Annotated in this window: 13 protein-coding genes; 8 read left to right on the top strand and 5 right to left on the bottom strand. The window is 67.8% G+C overall.

Going from position 1 to position 17,765, the window contains the following annotated elements:
* Positions 1–6: 6 nt before the first annotated feature.
* The 3 genes from infA to aat form a co-directional block, all read right to left on the bottom strand.
* Positions 7–225, bottom strand: coding sequence for a translation initiation factor IF-1 (infA, locus tag IHD13_RS14315; RefSeq protein ID WP_013332816.1), 219 nt, complete (start codon positions 223–225; stop codon positions 7–9).
* 118 nt (positions 226–343) lie between these two features.
* Complete coding sequence (locus IHD13_RS14310; RefSeq protein WP_195861707.1) at positions 344–1,081, bottom strand: arginyltransferase; 738 nt, start codon at positions 1,079–1,081, stop codon at positions 344–346.
* A gap of 29 nt (positions 1,082–1,110) precedes the next feature.
* On the bottom strand, positions 1,111–1,833 hold the full coding sequence (gene aat / locus IHD13_RS14305) for a leucyl/phenylalanyl-tRNA--protein transferase (RefSeq protein WP_195861706.1): 723 nt from the start codon (positions 1,831–1,833) through the stop codon (positions 1,111–1,113).
* Between the two features lie 196 nt (positions 1,834–2,029).
* Here aat and IHD13_RS14300 point away from each other — a divergent pair, with 196 nt between their 5' ends.
* Both IHD13_RS14300 and lolA read left to right on the top strand, forming a co-directional pair.
* Positions 2,030–5,266: a DNA translocase FtsK gene (locus IHD13_RS14300; RefSeq protein ID WP_195861705.1), complete on the top strand. Its 3,237-nt coding sequence runs from the start codon at positions 2,030–2,032 to the stop codon at positions 5,264–5,266.
* A 172-nt stretch (positions 5,267–5,438) separates the two neighbouring features.
* Positions 5,439–6,068 carry an outer membrane lipoprotein chaperone LolA gene (gene lolA / locus IHD13_RS14295; protein WP_195861704.1) on the top strand — a complete coding sequence of 210 codons (630 nt, stop codon included), beginning with the start codon at positions 5,439–5,441 and terminating at the stop codon, positions 6,066–6,068.
* A gap of 96 nt (positions 6,069–6,164) precedes the next feature.
* On the opposite strand, the gene IHD13_RS14290 is transcribed toward lolA, so the two are convergent.
* On the bottom strand, positions 6,165–7,502 hold the full coding sequence (locus IHD13_RS14290; RefSeq protein WP_195861703.1) for a replication-associated recombination protein A: 1,338 nt from the start codon (positions 7,500–7,502) through the stop codon (positions 6,165–6,167).
* 178 nt (positions 7,503–7,680) lie between these two features.
* Here IHD13_RS14290 and IHD13_RS14285 point away from each other — a divergent pair, with 178 nt between their 5' ends.
* From IHD13_RS14285 to IHD13_RS14260, 6 genes are all read left to right on the top strand, one after another.
* The gene (locus IHD13_RS14285) at positions 7,681–8,226 is read left to right on the top strand and encodes a hemerythrin domain-containing protein (RefSeq protein ID WP_195861722.1); all 546 of its coding nucleotides are present in this window, start codon (positions 7,681–7,683) and stop codon (positions 8,224–8,226) included.
* A gap of 149 nt (positions 8,227–8,375) precedes the next feature.
* The gene (locus tag IHD13_RS14280; RefSeq protein WP_230086334.1) at positions 8,376–9,263 is read left to right on the top strand and encodes a LysR family transcriptional regulator; all 888 of its coding nucleotides are present in this window, start codon (positions 8,376–8,378) and stop codon (positions 9,261–9,263) included.
* Positions 9,260–10,051: a glutamate racemase gene (gene murI, locus IHD13_RS14275; protein WP_195861701.1), complete on the top strand. Its 792-nt coding sequence runs from the start codon at positions 9,260–9,262 to the stop codon at positions 10,049–10,051. Before IHD13_RS14280 ends, murI begins: the two co-directional genes overlap by 4 nt.
* Before the next feature lie 38 nt (positions 10,052–10,089).
* Entirely contained in the window at positions 10,090–11,199 is a 1,110-nt protein-coding gene (gene trmA, locus IHD13_RS14270; protein WP_195861700.1) for a tRNA (uridine(54)-C5)-methyltransferase TrmA, read from the top strand.
* A 169-nt stretch (positions 11,200–11,368) separates the two neighbouring features.
* The gene (locus tag IHD13_RS14265; protein WP_195861699.1) at positions 11,369–16,204 is read left to right on the top strand and encodes an NAD-glutamate dehydrogenase; all 4,836 of its coding nucleotides are present in this window, start codon (positions 11,369–11,371) and stop codon (positions 16,202–16,204) included.
* A gap of 105 nt (positions 16,205–16,309) precedes the next feature.
* Positions 16,310–17,326, top strand: coding sequence for a quinone-dependent dihydroorotate dehydrogenase (locus IHD13_RS14260; RefSeq protein WP_195861698.1), 1,017 nt, complete (start codon positions 16,310–16,312; stop codon positions 17,324–17,326).
* An 85-nt stretch (positions 17,327–17,411) separates the two neighbouring features.
* Here IHD13_RS14260 and rmf read toward each other — a convergent pair whose 3' ends face one another.
* Positions 17,412–17,618: a ribosome modulation factor gene (gene rmf, locus IHD13_RS14255; protein WP_146804486.1), complete on the bottom strand. Its 207-nt coding sequence runs from the start codon at positions 17,616–17,618 to the stop codon at positions 17,412–17,414.
* Positions 17,619–17,765: the final 147 nt, after the last annotated feature.

The raw sequence follows: 17,765 nt of genomic DNA, 5'->3' as shown, positions 1-17,765 counted from the left end.
CGCGACTCAGCGGGAGCGGTAGACGATGCGTCCCTTGGAGAGGTCGTAGGGGGTCAGTTCGACCTTGACCTTGTCGCCGGTCAGGATGCGGATGTAGTTCTTGCGCATCTTGCCGGAGATGTGGGCGGTAACGACATGGCCGTTCTCCAGCTCCACGCGGAACATGGTGTTGGGGAGGGTATCGACGACGACCCCTTCCATTTCGATATGGTCTTCACGTGCCATATAGGCGCTTCCTCATTGATGGTCACTCGGCTGTCGCGACGCGACACTGACGGCCACGGGGCCGTCGCTGATCAAGATAGCGCGATATTGTGCCGCATGCCGTGCGTCAAGGCAAAAATCACAGCGCGATCAGTCGGCGCCAGGTGCGTCCATCCAGGTACTCCAGGGGCTGGAAGGCCTGCTTGTAGTTCATCTTGCGACACTCGCGAATCCAGTAGCCCAGGTAGACATGGGGCAGCTCGCGCTCCTCGGCGAGCCGCAGGGTGTGCAGCACCGCATAGGTGCCCAGGGAGCGGCGGTCGAAGGCGGGGTCCGGATCGAAGAAGGTGTAGATGGCCGAGATGCCGTGGCTCAGCAGGTCGATGGCGGAGACCGCCAGCAGGCGGCCGTCGAGGCGAAACTCCAGCAGCCGCGCATAGGGGTGATCGAGGGTCAGGAAGGTGCGGTACTGCTCGTGGCTGGGGGGGTACATGTCGCCATCGGCATGGCGGGTGCGAATGTAGCGGTCGTAGAGCTGGTAGTGCTCCTCGTGGAAGCGGGCCGGGCGCTCGAAGAGCGTCAGGTCGGCGTTGCGATGCATCAGCTTGCGCTGGGTGCGGCTGGGGCGAAACTCCGCCACCGGGATGCGCACCGAGATACAGGCCTGGCAGCCCTCGCAGTGGGGCCGATAGAGATGACGCCCGCTGCGCCGGAAGCCCAGCAGGGAGAGGGCGTCGTAAACGCCCTGGCCGGGTGACTCCTGGGGGTCCAGGAACAGGGTCGTGGCCTCCCGCGCCTTGAGGTAGCTGCAGGGGTGCGGGATGGTCAGGAAGAAGCGCAGGTCTCGTACCGGACGCTGCGGCGCATTGCTGCTCACGGTCGCCGTCTCCTCCGGGCTCGCTGGCATCAAGGCGGAGTGGGCACGGAGGGGGGCTCCATGCTCGCCCGCTCGCTGGTCATCCAGGCACCGCTGGCCTGGTCGACATACTGCTCAAGATAGCCGATGAACGTCTCCCGAGCGATATCCCGGGCCCCCAGGCTGGCCAGGTGGGCGGTGTGCATCTGGCAGTCGATCAGGCCGCCGCCATGGGCCTGGAGATGCTGGCAGAGGTGCACCAGGGCGACCTTGGAGGCATCCGATACCCGGGAGAACATCGACTCGCCGAAGAAGGCCCGCCCCAGGGCCATGCCGTAGAGACCACCCACCAGGGTATTGCCCTGCCAGACCTCCACGGAGTGGGCATGCCCCCGGGCATGCATCCGGCAGTAGGCGTCGCGCATCTCGTCGGTGATCCAGGTGCCCTCACGCCCCTCGCGGCTGGTGGCACACTGCTCGATGACCGCCTCGAAGGCGTGATCCCGGGTGACCCGGAAGCCGCCATTGCGCAGGCGCTTGGCCAGGCTGCGGCGCACCCGCAGCTCCTCGGGGAAGAGCACCATGCGTGGGTCCGGGCTCCACCACAGGATCGGCTGATCGTCGCTGTACCAGGGAAAGATGCCGCGTCGATAGGCGGCCAGCAGCCAGTCCGGGGTCAGGGCGCCACCGGCGGCCAGCAGGCCGTCCGGGTCGCGCAGGGCGTGATCCAGGGGAGGAAACTGCACCGGGTAGGGGGCGAGCCAAGGCAGCATGGGCGGTCGTATCATCGGGAACGGGGCCAGGCGGTGTGCCTCCGCCCATCATGCCTAGTGTGACCGGCTTTCCCGGCATCGACAAGGCACCCTCGTCGGGACCGGCTAGGCTCGGTATGATGGCGCCACGCGATTCGAACGAGGTTCGTCATGGCGGTGCGTCCAGGGCGAAGCAAGACACAAGGGGGATGACCATTTGAGCGTCGACAAGAAGACCACGGGTCGTCGTGTCTCCACACAACAGGCCAAGGAGCAGGCGCGGCGTTTCGGCGTGCGCCTGCAGGGCGCCTCCCGTGAGGGGGCGGTGATTCTACTGCTGGCGGGCTGCGTCTTCCTGCTGCTGGCGCTGTTCAGCTACCAGCCGGGCGATCCCGGCTGGTCGCACAGCGGGCCGGAGAGCCGGGTCGCCAACTGGATGGGGCCCATCGGCGCCTGGCTCGCCGATGTGCTCTATTCGCTGTTCGGTGCCAGTGCCCTGTGGTGGCCCGGCATGCTGGGCTTCGCCGCCTGGCGGCTGCTGCGAACCCGGCGCCTCGAGCTGGAGTGGGATGCCACGGCCCTGGCGGTTCGCCTCGGCGGGCTGGTGTTGCTGCTGCTCGGCACCACCACCCTGGGGGCCCTGCACTTCTTCAACCCCGACAGCAACCTGCCCTATGCGGTGGGGGGGATCCTCGGCGAGGGGTTGATGATCGGCCTGGCCCCCCTGGTGGGGGCCCACGGCACCACCCTGCTGGCCCTGGTGGCCCTGCTCTGCGGCCTGCCACTGTTCAGTGGCCTCTCCTGGCTGGCGCTGATGGATGAACTGGGCCATCGGGCGCTGCGTCTGGCCGGGCGGCTCTGGCGCTGGATCGGCGGGGGGCGCGATAGCGAACGTGAGGACCCGCCGGAGGCGCCGCTGAGCAAGCCGGAGGTGCCGCAGGCAAGCGAGGCCGAGGCGGCGCGCCCCTGGTGGCGACGCTGGCTGCCCCGCCGCGAGACTCCCCAGCTGGCCGAGGCCGCCGGCATGGCCGCTCCCCGGCGCGCCGAGCCGAGCCTCGAGGGCGAGACCGAGATTCCCTGGGAGGTGCCGGCACATACCCCCTCCGCCAAGGATCCCGAGGCGGCCTATACCCGGCGCTTCGCCGAGGCGCCTGAGTCGCCCGAGACCCGGGACGTCGAGGCGACGCCCGGCCCCGGGCCAGCCCAAGGGCTCAGTGCCCGCCGCGACGAGCCCGAGGCGCCGTGGTCATCCGGCATGGCCCTGCGCGCCGAGCCGGCGGATACCGCCCCGCCGCGGGACGAGAGGCCCGCGGAGCCTGCCACCACTGGGGGGGCCGCCTCCCCCGGGGAGGACGACGAGCGCTTGCCCGCCGAATCAGGGGGCGAGGTGTCCCCCGAGGCATCCCGGGACCCGGTCGCGGCGCCGGCCTCCGAGGCACCGGTCGAGACGGGCTCTGACGAGCCCCGCGCCGAGCAGGACGCCGAGCCGACGAGGGAGGCCAGTTCGGCCGGGGGCGCCGGGATGGGCGCCATCCCGGCCAGTGCCTCCGCCGTGGCGGCCGAGCGCCGCGAGCCGCGCCTGGTCAGCTGGAGCGAGGCGGGCTGGGACGATGACGACGACGAACCGACCCTGATGACGCCCCGGGCAGAGGCCCAGGAAGGGGCGCCGGGCAGCGAAGCGCGTTCGACCCCGGTGGCCGCGCCGGAAGGCGAGGCGGAGCCGCGGCCGGATGCGCCGTCGGCGTCGTTCCCTTCTGCCGAGGAGGTGGCTTCCCGGGAGGCGGAGCCCCTGGACCTGCCCGCCACGCCGGAAGGGCTGGAGGAGGATGCGCCACGCCTGGCCACCGCCGAGCAGGGGCGTGCCGCCGCCGGCGAGGGGCCGACCCTGTGGACCGTGGAGCACCTGCAGAACCAGCGTCCGCTGTTCGAAGACCTGGGCGACCCGGAGGGCGAGGTGCCGTCGGTGCGCCTGTTGACCCCTCCCGAGGCCCATGAGCCCAACTACACCCCGGAGCAGCTGGCCAGCATGGCGGAGCTGCTGGAGGTGCGGCTGCGCGAATATGGCGTCAAGGCCGAGGTGGTCGAGACCTGGCCGGGGCCGGTGATCACCCGCTTCGAGATCAAGCCGGCGGCGGGGGTCAAGGTCTCCAAGATCAGCAACCTGGCTAAGGACCTGGCGCGTTCGCTGATGGTCAAGAGCGTGCGGGTGGTGGAGATCATTCCCGGCCGCCCCACGGTGGGCATCGAGATCCCCAACCCCAAGCGTGCCATGATCCGCCTGCGTGAGGTGCTCGACTCCGACCGCTATCTCCACGAGGCCTCGCCCCTGGCCCTGGCCCTGGGCCAGGATATCGGCGGGGCGCCGGTGGTGGCCAACCTGGGCAAGATGCCCCACCTGCTGGTGGCGGGGACCACCGGCTCGGGCAAGTCGGTGGGGGTCAATGCCATGCTGATCTCCATGCTGCTCAAGGCCACCCCGGAGGAACTGCGGCTGATCATGGTCGACCCCAAGATGCTGGAGCTCTCCGTCTACGACGGCATCCCGCACCTGCTGGCGCCGGTGGTCACCGACATGAAGGAGGCCGCCAACGGCCTGCGCTGGTGCGTGGCGGAGATGGAGCGCCGCTACAAGCTGATGGCGGCCATGGGGGTGCGCAATATCGCCGGTTTCAATGCCAAGCTCGACGAGGCCGCCCGGGCCGGTGCCCAGGTGGCCGACCCCCTCTGGGAGCCGCAGCCCTGGCAGATGCACGAGTCGCCGCCGGTGCTGGAGAAACTGCCCTATATCGTGGTGGTGATCGACGAGTTCGCCGACATGTTCATGATCGTCGGCAAGAAGGTGGAGGAGCTGATCGCGCGCCTGGCCCAGAAGGCCCGGGCCGCCGGTATCCACCTGATCCTCGCGACTCAGCGCCCCTCGGTGGACGTGGTCACCGGCCTGATCAAGGCCAATATCCCCACCCGGATCGCCTTCCAGGTCTCCTCCAAGGTGGACTCCCGGACCATTCTCGATCAGGGCGGCGCCGAGAACCTGCTGGGCCATGGCGACATGCTCTACCTGCCCCCGGGGGCGGGCCTGCCGATGCGGGTGCATGGCGCCTTCGTCGATGACGACGAGGTGCACCGGGTGGTGGAGGACTGGAAGCGTCGCGGCGAGCCGGAGTACATCGACGAGATCCTCTCCGGCGGGGTCTCCGCCGAGGCCCTGGCCGGCCTCGAGGCAGAGGGCGTCGGCGAGGGCGACGATGCCGAGCAGGATGCCCTCTACGACGAAGCGGTGCAGTTCGTCACCGAGTCCCGTCGCGCCTCCATCTCCGCGGTACAGCGCCGCTTCAAGATCGGCTACAACCGGGCCGCACGCCTGGTCGAGGCCATGGAGATGGCCGGCGTGGTTTCCACCATGGGCACCAATGGCGGGCGCGAGGTGCTGGCGCCGCCGCCGGTGAACGATTGAGGCCGGGGTCCTCGAGTCCTGGGTCTTGTGCGAAAAGTCGGCGAGCGCAGACAGTTTTCGTGCAGAGCCTAATCGTGCAGCAACCATGAAAGCCCCCCGGCCCTCCGGCACTCCAGCCGCGGGGCCGGGTCTATGTTACGGACCGTTTCCGCCAGCCTTTCGGGAGTGAAAGATGCGATTGATCAAGACATTGTCGGCCCTGACCCTGGGCCTGGCCCTGCCGCTGAGTGCCCTGGCCGACGAGGCCGCCGGGCGCCTGGCTCAGCTGCTGGAGCCGGTGCGCACCTACAGCGCCAGCTTCGAGCAGCAGATCCTCGATGGCAGCGGCCAGCGCCTGCAGGAGGCCGAGGGGCAGATGTGGCTGTCGCGGCCCGGCAAGTTTCGCTGGGAGGTGGAGGCCCCCTATGCCCAGGTGGTGGTCTCCGATGGCGACGAGGTCTACCTGCATGACCCGGACCTGGAGCAGGTGACCATCCAGGCCCTGGACACCCGGGTGACCCATACCCCGGCCCTGCTGCTCTCCGGCAGCGCCGCCGATCTCACCGAGGCCTATGCGGTGAGCCGCCGTCAGCAGGGTGCCGCCGAGACCTTTACCCTGACGCCGCGCTCCGCCGACACCCTCTTCGAGGAGTTGGCCCTGACCTTCTACAGCGAGCGCCTGGGGGCCCTGCAGATGGCCGACAGCACCGGCCAGCGCACCGCCATCTACTTCAATGACGTGGCGATCAATCCGAGCATCCCGGCCGAGCGCTTTACCTTCGTCATTCCCGATGGCGCCGATGTGATTCGCGATACGCACTAGGCCTTCGGCCAGTAGCAAGCGACAAGGAGCAAGCTTCAAGGAACCCCCTTGGCTTGCTCCTTTCGTTTGGAGAGCAGGTTGGCTTGCGGCTCGGCGCTAGGCGCCGTTATCCGCCTCGGCGTCGAGCTGGGCGCGCCACTCCATCAGCTGCTTGAAACGGGCCTCCTGGCCGTGGACGCTGGGCTGGTAGAGGCGGGTGGGGGAGAGGCCTTCGGGCCAGCAGTCGTGGCGGCTGCCGGCGGGGTAGCCGTGGGGCTCGTGGTGGGCGTAGCGGTAGCCCTCGCCGTGGCCCAGGGAGGCCATCAGCTTGGTGGGCGCATTGCGCAGGTAGGTGGGCACCGCCAGGGTCGGATGGGCCGACGCCTGGGCCTTGGCCTGTTTCCAGGCCTGGTCGATGGCATTGCTCTTGGGGGCCACCGCCAGGTGAATCAGGGCCTGGGCGATGGCCCGTTGCCCCTCGTAGTCGCCCAGGCGCAGGTAGGCGTCCCAGGCCGCCATCACCAGGGGCAGGGCGCGGGGGTCGGCATTGCCCACGTCTTCGGAGGCAATGGCCGCCAGGCGCCGAATCACGTCCAGCGGGTCGCCGCCCCCCTGGATGAACTGCGCCATGTAGAGCAGGGCCGCATCGACCCGGGAGGAGCGCACCGACTTGTGGAGCGCCGACAGCAGGTCATAGTAGTGATCCCCCTGCTTGTCGAAGGCGCTGGCCTGGTGGCCGAGCACCTCGCCGAGCCCCTCGGCATCGAGGCGCTCGGTGTCGCCCTCGGCGGTGGTGAAGTCGCAGGCGGTCTCCAGCAGGCCCAGGGCGCGGCGGGCATCGCCCCCGGCGGCCCGGGCCAGCAGCCCAAGCACCTCGTCATCGGCCTGGATGCGCCGCTGGCCCAGGCCCCGCTCGGGGTCGGCCAGGGCCTGGCGCAGCACCGCCAGCAGCGCCGCCTCGTCCAGCGGCTTGAGCACATAGACCCGGGCCCGGGAGAGCAGCGCCGAGTTGACCTCGAAGGAGGGGTTTTCGGTGGTGGCGCCGATCAGTGTCAGCAGCCCCGATTCCACGTGGGGCAGCAGGGCATCCTGCTGGCTCTTGTTGAGGCGATGGATCTCGTCCAGGAAGAGCAGGGTGCGGCGCCCCTGGGCCTGGCTCAGGCGGGCCCGCTCCACGGCGGCGCGGATCTCCTTGACCCCGGCCATCACCGCCGAGAGGTGCTCCAGCTCGGCGCCGGACTCCCGGGCGAGGATCTCGGCCAGGGTGGTCTTGCCGGTTCCCGGCGGCCCCCAGAGGATCATCGAGCGTACCGTGGCGCTCTCGGCCATGCGCCGCAGCGGCTTGCCGGGGCCCACCAGGGCGGCCTGGCCGAGGTACTCGTCCAGGCGCCGGGGGCGCATGCGGTAGGCGAGGGGGGCCGCCTCGTCGGCGTGTGACTGGCTGAAGAGATCCATGCTGTCTCCATACGACTACGACTTTAGGCGATAGGCAGAGTCGCCCCTCAGGCACTAGGGTTAAACATCCATGCCTGGGGTCGTTGCCTCAGGTGCATCCTGTTGGTGAACCCCTGTCTTGCTGGCGACTCCAATATGAATGGTACGCCAGGACAGCAGAGGAGGCCCGACCATGCCCATGCTGACTCAACTGCGCCAGGATCATGCCAATATGGCGCGGCTGTTGCACGTGTTGCAGCTCAAGCACAAGACCCTGGCCGACGGTGAGCGTCCCGACTTCAAGCTGGTGCGCGAGGTCGTCGACTACATCCTCGGCTACATGGAGGATTACATTCAGCCCCTGGAGCAGCTGTGTGGCGAAAAGCTCTTGTCGAGTGTGCCACAGGCCGAGACGCTGACCCGTCGTCTGGCCGACGACTATCGTCAGCTGCGCGAACGCCTGATGCGCCTCTCTCAGGATATCGACATGATCCTGATGGATGCGGTGGTGCCCATGGATCGCTTCGCCGACGACCTCAAGGCTTACCTGGAGGCACATCGGGCCTATCTGCGCGACGAGCGGGAGGAGCTCTTCCCGTTGATCGCCGAGCACCTGGATGACGAGGAGCTGGCGCGTCTCGACGACCTGCTCCCGGAGGGGGCGGCGGCCAAGCTGGAGCAACTCCACGACGCCTACCCCGAGCTCTATGCCGAGTTCCGCGGCGCTCCCGAGCCCGTGGTCTGACCCCGCTTGCCGTTGACCTCCTCGACGCCCCGGCCCCGGCCGGGGCCTTTGTCGTCGGCGGTCGTTAAGTCCAGGCCGCGACTGGGGTAGAATGCCTCTCCTGTGCCAACCGGGGGAGGGGACACGCGCCGATGGATCGACTCCAGGCCATGCAAATCTTTCGTGCCGTGGTGGAGGCGGGCAGTTTCGCCGGGGGCGCCCGCAAGCTGGACCTCTCCAATGCCATGGTCAGCAAGCAGGTGGCGCGCCTGGAGGGCGAGCTTGGCGTGCGCCTGCTGACCCGCACCACTCGGCGCCTGCAGCTCACCGCCGAGGGCGAGCGCTACCTGCAGGGGGCCGGCCGGCTGCTGGATGAGCTCCACGAGCTGGAGGCGAGCCTCGGCGAGCAGCGCGGCGAGATTCGCGGCCGGTTGCGCCTTTCGGCGCCGCTGGATTTCGGCGTGCGCGAGCTGATGCCGGCCCTGCAGGCCTTCGAGGAGGCCCACCCGGCAGTGGAGCTCGAGGTGGTGCTGGAGGATCGCCGGGTCGACCCCCTGGCCGAAGACTTCGACCTGGTGGTGCGCATCGGCGAGCTCGAGGACTCCAGCCTGATCGCCCGGCCGCTGATGTCGATGCCGATCCATCTCTATGGCGCCCCCGACTATCTGGCGCGCCACGGGGAGCCCAAGCACCCGCGTGACCTTGGCCAGCACCGTTGCCTGCACTACAGCCTGCAGCGCGGCGGCGCCGGCTGGCATTTCCTGGTGAACGGACGCCTGGAGCGGGTGCGTTTTCGGCCGGTACTGACCTGCAACAACGGCCGGGCGCTGATCGAGGCCGCCGCCCGCGGCATGGGCCTGGTGCTCAAGCCCTCCTTTCTCGGCGAGCCCGAGGTGCGCCGGGGTCGCCTGGTGCGCCTGCTCGAGGCCTATGCGCCGCCGCCCATGCAGGTGCATCTGCTCTATGCCGAGCGTCGCCTGATGCCGGCGCGCCTGCGGGTCCTGGTGGATGCCCTGCTGAGCCACTTCCAGGCGTCGCCCACGGGAGGGGAACCATGAGCGGCCCCATCCTGATCTTCGACTCCGGCGTCGGCGGTCTCTCGGTGGCGGCGGCGATTCGCCGTCGCCTGCCCACGGCGGCCCTGGCCTATGTCTGCGACAACGCCATGCTGCCCTACGGCACCAAGCCCGATGCCTGGCTGGTGGAGCGTATCGTCGCGGTCTGCCGGGCGGCGGTGGTGGCCTGTCGCCCCAGCGCCCTGGTGGTGGCCTGCAACACCGCCAGTACCCTGGCCCTGGAGGCGCTACGGGGGAGCCTGTCGATCCCGGTGGTGGGCACGGTGCCGGCCATCAAGCCCGCCGCCGCCCTGAGTCACAGCGGTCATCTCGCCCTGCTGGCCACCTCCGCCACCGTCAATCGCCCCTACACCTTGGGGCTGATTCGCGACTTCGCCGCCGGCTGCCGGGTCCAGCGCCTGGCCGCCGATGCCCTGGTGGTGCAGGCCGAGCGCCACCTGGCCGGCGAGCCCCTGGACCTGGCGGCGATCGCCGACTGCCTGGCGCCGCTCTGGGAGGACCCGGAGCTCGATACCGTGGTGCTGGGCTGCACCCATTTTCCGCTGCTGCGGGACGCCCTGGCACGGCTGGCCCCGCGACCGGTGACCTGGGTCGATTCCGGCGAGGCCATCGCCCGCCGGGTCGCCCAGGTGGTACCCCATCCCCGGGTCACCGAGGGCCCGGGGCCGGCCTGGGTCACCGCCGAGGCCCCGGCGCTGGCCGCCGCCCTGGCCGGTGTCGGTTTCGGTGTACCGCAACCGCTTCTCCTGGCGATAGACGCCCCGCACTAGGCGTCTCGCCTTACCGCTTTCACTCTCAAGGAGGCCCCGTGGCCGTACCCGTCGTCGATCCCGAGCGCTATGGCGAGCAGCTCGAGGCCAAGCGCCAACGCATTACCGCCCAGTTCGCCCGCTTCTCGCCTCCCGAGCTGGAGGTCCATGCCTCGCCGCCCAGCCACTACCGCATGCGCTGCGAGTTCCGCCTCTGGCATGAGGGGGATGACCTCTTCTATGCCATGTTCGAGGTGGACCCGGAGGATCCCAAGAAGAAAACGGTGATCCGTCTGGATGATTTTCCCGTGGCCAGCCAGCGCATCAATGCCTTGATGCCGGCGCTGCTGGATGCCATTCGCGACGTGCCGCTGCTGCGCCGCAAGCTGTTCCAGGTGGAGTTTCTCACCACCCTCAGTGGCGAGGCGCTACTGACCCTGATCTACCATCGTCCCCTGGACGAGGCCTGGGAGGCCGAGGCGCGCCGCCTTCAGGAGACGCTGGGGGTGATGATCATCGGTCGCTCCCGCAAGCAGCGCCTGGTGCTGGAGCGCGACCATGTCTGGGAGCGCCTGTCGGTGGACGGGCGTGACTTCGTCTACCAGCAGGTCGAGAACAGCTTTACCCAGCCCAATGCCGAGATCTGCCGGTCCATGCTGGGCTGGGCCCGGGACGTGACCCGCGATAGCCAGGCCCGCGACCTGGTGGAGCTCTACTGCGGCAATGGCAATTTCACCATCGCCCTGGCGGAGAATTTCCGCCGGGTGCTGGCCACCGAGATCTCGCGGACCTCGGTGGCCTCGGCACGCATCAATCTGGAGGCCAATGGCATCACCAATGCCAGCGTGGGACGCATGTCGGCGGAGGAGTTCAGCGCCGCCCTCCAGGGCGAGAAGGGCGGGCGCCGGGTCACCGAGATGGGCCTGGCCGACTACGACTTCTCTACCGTGCTGGTGGACCCGCCCCGGGCCGGGCTCGACGACGCCAGTTGCGACCAGCTCAGTGGCTATGAACGCATCGTCTATATTTCCTGTAACCCGGACACCCTGGAGCAGAACCTGGAGCGGCTCTGCCGGACTCACCGTATCCGACGCATGGCGCTCTTCGATCAGTTTCCGTGGACCCACCATTGCGAGTGTGGCGTGCTGCTCGAGCGCATTGGCGACTAAAGTCAATAGGGGTGGGGGCAGGTCATGATGCGCAACTGACATGCTCCATGAGAAAACGTGCAACTCGATAGGGTCGAGACGGGTGCTACAGTACCCTTCGGGAAACGCGGCGCCGGCCGTGTTCCACCCTAATTCGACGGCCCCAGGCCGACAGCAGCCGAGGTGATGGATGCAACACGTCGTGATCGATGGCAAACAGGAATTTCTCGCTCAACTCAAGGAGCAGTTGACCAAGCGGTTACCCGAAGAGAAGGTGGCCGAGATCGCCGACTTTGCCGAGCTCTTCTACGCCAGTGTGCCCCTGGTCGATCTCTCCGAGCGTCGCCTCGATGACCTCTATGGCGCGACCCTCTCGACCTGGCATTTCATTCAGGAGCACGACGCCAAGGCGCCCAAGGTGCGGGTCTTCAACCCCGACTACCAGGAGCATGGCTGGCAGTCATTGCATACCGTGGTGGGGGTGCTGCACCAGGACATGCCCTTCCTGGTGGACTCGGTGCGTATCGAGCTCAACCGTCGCGGCATCACCCTGCATGCCATCCATAACCTGGTGCTGGCGGTGGAGCGGGATGCCAAGCGGCAGCTCAAGCGGGTCACCCGCCCCCAGGCGGCCGACGCGCCCGAGGGACGCGAGTCGTTGATCGTCATCGAGATCGATCGCCACTCCGATCCCCAGCTGCTGGCCGATATCGAGGCCGGGCTGCAGGAGATCCTGCGCGACGTGCGTACCGCCGTGGCCGATTTCGAGCCGATGCGCGACCAGGTGCGGGCGGCCCTCGAGGAACTCAAGGCGGCACGCCCCGAGCAGGTCGATCCCGCCGATCACCAGGAGGCCATCGCCTTCCTGGAGTGGCTGATCGACGACAACTTCACCTTCCTTGGCTGTGACGAGTACGAGGTGGTCAGCAACAAGGGCGGCCAGGAGCAGCTCAAGAAACGCAAGGGCAGCGAGCTGGGCGTCTTCAAGCTCGATGCGCCCCGCTATCAGGAGCGCATCCATAACGATCAGGGCATCGAGGACGACCACTATGTGCTGATCCCGGAGCTGCTCTCCTTCGCCAAGAGCGCCTACCACGCCCGGGTGCATCGCCCCTCCTACCCGGACTATATCTCCATCGATCGCTATGACGATCAGGGCAAGGTGATCGGCGAGCGTCGCTTCCTGGGCCTGTTCACCGCCACCGTCTACAACGACTCGCCGCGACATATTCCGGTGTTGCGTCGCAAGATCGAGGCGGTGATGAAGGCCGCCGGGGTCAACCCCAGCGCCCATGACGGCCACCAGCTGCGCCAGATCCTCAATGTCTATCCCCGGGATGACCTCTTCCAGATCAGCACCGAGGAGCTGACCCGTACCGCCCTGGGTATCCTCAATATCCGCGAGCGGCGTCGGGTGCGTCTCTTCGTGCGCGAGGATCGCTTCGGCAAGTTCTACTCCTGCCTGGTCTTCGTGCCGCGGGACGTCTTCTCCACCGACCTGCGGGTGCGCATCCAGACCATGCTCTGCGAGGAGCTGGATGCCACCTTCGGCGATTTCAATACCCATCTCTCCGAGTCGGTGCTGGCGCGTATCCAGCTGATCCTGCGCTTCAACGGCGACGAGCCGGTGAGCTATGACCTGGAGCGCCTGGAGCACAAGGTGATCCAGCTGGCCCGCAGCTGGAACGACGACCTCCAGGCCGCCATGGTGGAGGGTTTCGGCGAGGAGCAGGCCAACCTGCTGATGGATGACTACCGGGACGCCTTCCCGGCCAGCTACCGGGAGGACTTCACCGCCCGCACCGCCGTCTACGACATCCACCACCTGGGCGAGGTCGAGGCCGGGGCGCCCCTGGCACTCTCCCTCTACCGCCTGGTGGAGGAGGACATCGACGGGGTCAACCTCAAGCTCTTCCACAAGGACCAGCCGATTCCGCTTTCCGACGTGCTGCCGGTGATGGAGAACCTGGGGCTGCGGGTGATCGGCGAGCGACCTTACGAGATCGCCTCTCCCAAGGGCACCTCCTGGATCCACGACTTCGACCTGGAGCATCACGGCAGCGAGGTGGTCAACCTCCAGGAGATGCGCGGGCCCTTCATCGAGGCCTTCAAACGCATCTGGGCGGGTCAGGCCGAGAACGATGCCTTCAACCGCCTGGTGATCGGGGCCAACCTGAGCTGGCGCGAAGTGGCCATGCTGCGCGCCTATGCCCGCTACCTGAAGCAGATTCGCTTCGGCCTGTCGCAGTTCTATATCGCCAACACCCTGGCCAGCTACCCGGAGATCACCCGCGAGCTGGTGACCCTCTTCGAGCTGCGCTTCGACCCGGAACAGCAGGAGCGGGAGAGCGAGAGCGACGCCTGCGTGGCGCGTCTCCAGGCGCTGCTGGACGATGTGGCCAGCCTCAACGACGACCTGCTGCTGCGCCGCTATATCGCCCTGATCCAGGCCACCCTGCGCACCAACTACTACCAGCGCGGCGCCGACGGCGACTACAAGGAGTACATCGCCTACAAGCTGGAGCCGAGCAAGGTGCCGGACATGCCCAAGCCGCGTCCGGCCTTCGAGATCTTCGTCTACTCGCCGCGGGTCGAGGGCGTGCACCTGCGCGGTGGCAAGGTCGCCCGGGGCGGGTTGCGCTGGTCGGACCGCCGCGAGGACTTCCGCACCGAGGTGCTCGGCCTGGTCAAGGCCCAGCAGGTCAAGAACTCGGTGATCGTGCCGGTGGGCGCCAAGGGAGGCTTCGTCTGCAAGCGCCTGCCCGAGGGTGACCGGGACGCCATCCAGGCCGAGGGCGTCGCCTGCTACAAGACCTTTATCCGCGCCCTGCTGGATGTCACCGACAACCTGGACGGCACCGAGATCGTGCCGCCGGTGGACGTGGTGCGCCACGACGACGACGACCCCTACCTGGTGGTGGCCGCCGACAAGGGCACCGCGACCTTCTCGGACATCGCCAACGAGATCTCCGCCGAGTACGGCCACTGGCTGGGCGATGCCTTCGCCTCCGGCGGGGCCAACGGCTATGACCACAAGAAGATGGGTATCACCGCCAAGGGCGCCTGGGAGTCGGTGAAGCGCCACTTCCGCGAGCTGGGCGTCAATACCCAGGCCGACGAGTTCAGCGTGGTGGGCATCGGCGACATGGGCGGCGACGTCTTCGGCAACGGCATGCTGCTCTCCGACAAGATCCGCCTGGTGGGGGCCTTCAACCACCTGCATATCTTCGTCGACCCGAGCCCGGATGCGGCCAAGTCCTTCGCCGAGCGCCAGCGCCTCTTCGCGCTGCCCCGCTCCAGCTGGGAGGATTATGACGCCAGCCTGATCTCCCAGGGCGGTGGCGTCTTCAAGCGCAGCGCCAAGTCCATCGCCATCACTGCGGAGATGAAGGCGGTGTTCGGTATCGCGGAGGACAAGCTGGCCCCCAACGACCTGATTCGCGCCATGCTCAAGTCCCAGGTGGACCTGGTCTGGAACGGCGGTATCGGTACCTACGTGAAGGCCGCCAGCGAGAGCGACGCCGAGGTGGGCGACAAGGCCAACGATGCCCTGCGCATCAATGGCGGCGAGTTGCGCTGCCGGGTGGTGGGCGAGGGCGGTAACCTGGGGCTGACCCAGCGTGGCCGCATGGAAGCCGCCAGGGCCGGGGTGCGGGTCAATACCGACTTCATCGACAACGCCGGCGGGGTCAACTGCTCCGACCACGAGGTCAATATCAAGATCCTGCTCGACGATATCGTCAAGAGCGGCGACATGACCGACAAGCAGCGCAACCAGCTGCTGGCGGAGATGACCGAGGACGTCTCGCGGCTGGTGCTGCGCGACAACTACCAGCAGACCCAGGCGCTCTCCCTGGCCGAGATCCTCTCCAAGGAGGGCATGGGCCCCTACCGGCGCTTTATCTCCGAACTGGAGGCCAGCGGCCAGCTGGATCGCGAGCTGGAGTTCCTGCCCGACGACGAGGCCCTGCTGGAGCGCTCCAATGCCGGCGAGGGCCTGACCCTGCCGGAGCTCTCGGTGCTGATCTCCTACTCCAAGATGGTGCTCAAGGGCGACCTGATCGACTCCGAGGTGCCGGACGACCCCTGCATCCAGCAGCACCTGGAGCGGATCTTCCCGACGGTGCTGGTGGAGCGCTTCAAGGAGACCATGTACGACCACAAGCTGAAGCGCGAGATCGTCGCCACCCAGATCGCCAATGACCTGGTGGATCACATGGGCATCGTCTTCGTGCGCCGGCTGATGGACACCACCGGGGCCAAGCGCGCCGATATCGCCCGCGCCTATGTCATCGCCCGGGACAGCTTCAACCTGAGCGGCCTCTGGGAGCAGGTCGAGGCCCTGGACAACCAGGTGCCGAGCCGCGTCCAGTACGCCATGATGATCGACCTGATGCGCCTGCTGCGCCGTGCCACCCGCTGGTTCCTGCGCCAGCGCAGCGGCATGACCACCAAGGACAGCATCGCCCACTTCGCGCCGCGCCTGGCCCAGCTCCAGGAGAGCCTCGGCAAGCGGTTGCGCGGCGACGAGCTGGCCGCCTGGCAGGCGCGCCGCGACGAGCTGGTGGCCGCCGGCGTGCCCGAGGCCCTGGCCAACGCCGTGGCCGCGGCCAACAGCCTCTATGCCGGCCTCGGCATCATCGAGGCGGCCAAGCTCTCCGGCGAGAAGATCCAGCGAGTCGCCGAGGCCTACTACGAGGTGGGTCACCGCCTCGAGCTGCCCTGGATGATCGAGCAGATCAATGCCCTGGAGGTGCGCGACGGCTGGCAGGCCCAGGCCCGCGAGACCTTCCGCGACGACCTGGACCGTCAGCAGCTGGCCCTTACCGTGGCGGTATTGCAACTCGAGGATGCGCCGCGGGAGATGGAGGCCCGGGTCGAGCAGTGGGTGCAACGCCATGACAGCCTCTACCGTCGCTGGTGTGGCCTGCTCGGTGAAGTTCGCTCCGGCAGCCAGGTGAGCTTCCCGCTGTTCGCCGTGGCCATCCGCGAGCTGGTGGACCTGGCCGAGAGTCGTCACGACTGACGGTCACCTCTCGCCACCCTGACGAACCCCGCCCCCTGGTGGGGTTCGTCGTTTTCGGGCCCCTTGGGCTATAATGCGGCGCCGCCCATCCACCCGAGGACTCCCATGTACGCCCTGGCCCGCTCGCTGCTCTTTCGTCTCGACCCGGAAACCGCCCATGGCCTGGCCCTCAAGGGGCTCGACCTGGCCGATGGCCTGGGGTTGGCCCGACGCCTCGGCGGGGCTCGGGTGGAGGACCCGGTGGAGCTGATGGGGCTGCGTTTCCCCAATCGGGTCGGGCTGGCCGCCGGCCTCGACAAGAACGCCGATCACCTGGACGCTCTGGGCGCCCTGGGCTTCGGCTTCGTCGAGGTGGGCACGGTGACCCCCAGGCCCCAGGACGGCAACCCCAAGCCGCGGCTCTTCCGCCTGCCCGAGGCCGGCGCCATCATCAACCGCATGGGCTTCAACAATGCCGGCGTCGACCACCTGGTGGCGCGGGTCAAGGCGAGCCGCTATGACGGGGTGATCGGCATCAATATTGGCAAGAACCTCACCACCCCGGTGGAGAAGGCGGTGGACGACTACCTGGTCTGCCTGGGCAAGGTGCACGCCCATGCCCACTACATCACCGTCAATATCTCCTCGCCCAATACCCCGGGGCTGCGCAACCTGCAGTTCGGCGAGCAGCTGGATGCCCTGCTGGGCGCCCTGCGCGAGGAGGGACGGCGCCTGGACGAGGCCAGTGGTCGCCGCGTGCCGCTGGCGGTGAAGATCGCCCCGGACATGAGCACCGACGAGGTGGGACTGGTGGCCAAGGCCCTGGCCGATAATGCCATCGATGCGGTGATTGCCACCAATACCACCATCGCTCGGGAGGCGGTGGCGGGGCTGCCCCACGGCGACGAGCAGGGCGGGCTCTCCGGTCGGCCGGTGTTCGAGGCCTCGAATACGGTGATTCGCGAGCTGCGCCGCCGTTTGCCATCGATGCCGATCATCGGCGTCGGCGGCATCGATGGCGGCGAGGCGGCGCTGGCCAAGCGCGAGGCGGGGGCCGACCTGGTGCAGCTCTATTCGGGCTTCATCTACCGGGGCCCCGAGCTGGTGGGGGAGTGTGCCCGGGCCCTCCAGGCGAAGGGGTAGGCGAGCGACCAATAGAAAGGCCCGCGAGTGCGGGCCTTGGGAATGGGTGGTGATGCGTAGTGTCAGATAGTGTCTAGAGAAGACGTCACATGACCATGGGGTTTTTGTGGATGCCGGCGACTCCCGTCATGCCAGCCCATTGGTCCCCACGACCTTCACGCCAACCGCTCATCCAGTATTCTCGAAGATCCACATCTTGGCTGGGACACTCATCTCTCGAACGACCACTGAGTCCCGCCTTGTAGCCATGAACATAAGCACGCTGGAAGCGATCACGTTTCTGTCGTTTCATCGGATGGCCTCTTCAGAACCGTTAGACTTTGTGACGTTTGCAGTACACAAGACTCCTTCGCGGCCCTCAGGCGAATCATTCGCCCGGCCGTAGTTATCCAGCATCTGCGGCAAGCAACGCATGCGTTATTTCGTAGCTACGCTTATA

Origin of the sequence: Halomonas sp. 328, from assembly GCF_015645095.1 — a bacterium.
Taxonomy (GTDB): domain Bacteria; phylum Pseudomonadota; class Gammaproteobacteria; order Pseudomonadales; family Halomonadaceae; genus Bisbaumannia.
The sequence above is the reverse complement of the archived record's forward strand: the minus strand, read 5'-3'. Positions and strand labels throughout refer to the sequence as shown.

Bases quoted from the DNA above. Each gene is read 5' to 3' on its own strand.
- murI (WP_195861701.1), top strand. From the start codon at position 9,260: ATGAGCGGCCCCATCCTGATCTTCGACTCCGGCGTCGGCGGTCTCTCG.
- aat (WP_195861706.1), bottom strand. From the start codon at position 1,833: ATGCTGCCTTGGCTCGCCCCCTACCCGGTGCAGTTTCCTCCCCTGGAT.
- infA (WP_013332816.1), bottom strand. From the start codon at position 225: ATGGCACGTGAAGACCATATCGAAATGGAAGGGGTCGTCGTCGATACC.
- IHD13_RS14280 (WP_230086334.1), top strand. From the start codon at position 8,376: ATGCAAATCTTTCGTGCCGTGGTGGAGGCGGGCAGTTTCGCCGGGGGC.
- IHD13_RS14265 (WP_195861699.1), top strand. From the start codon at position 11,369: ATGCAACACGTCGTGATCGATGGCAAACAGGAATTTCTCGCTCAACTC.
- IHD13_RS14290 (WP_195861703.1), bottom strand. From the start codon at position 7,502: ATGGATCTCTTCAGCCAGTCACACGCCGACGAGGCGGCCCCCCTCGCC.
- IHD13_RS14285 (WP_195861722.1), top strand. From the start codon at position 7,681: ATGCTGACTCAACTGCGCCAGGATCATGCCAATATGGCGCGGCTGTTG.
- rmf (WP_146804486.1), bottom strand. From the start codon at position 17,618: ATGAAACGACAGAAACGTGATCGCTTCCAGCGTGCTTATGTTCATGGC.
- IHD13_RS14260 (WP_195861698.1), top strand. From the start codon at position 16,310: ATGTACGCCCTGGCCCGCTCGCTGCTCTTTCGTCTCGACCCGGAAACC.
- lolA (WP_195861704.1), top strand. From the start codon at position 5,439: ATGCGATTGATCAAGACATTGTCGGCCCTGACCCTGGGCCTGGCCCTG.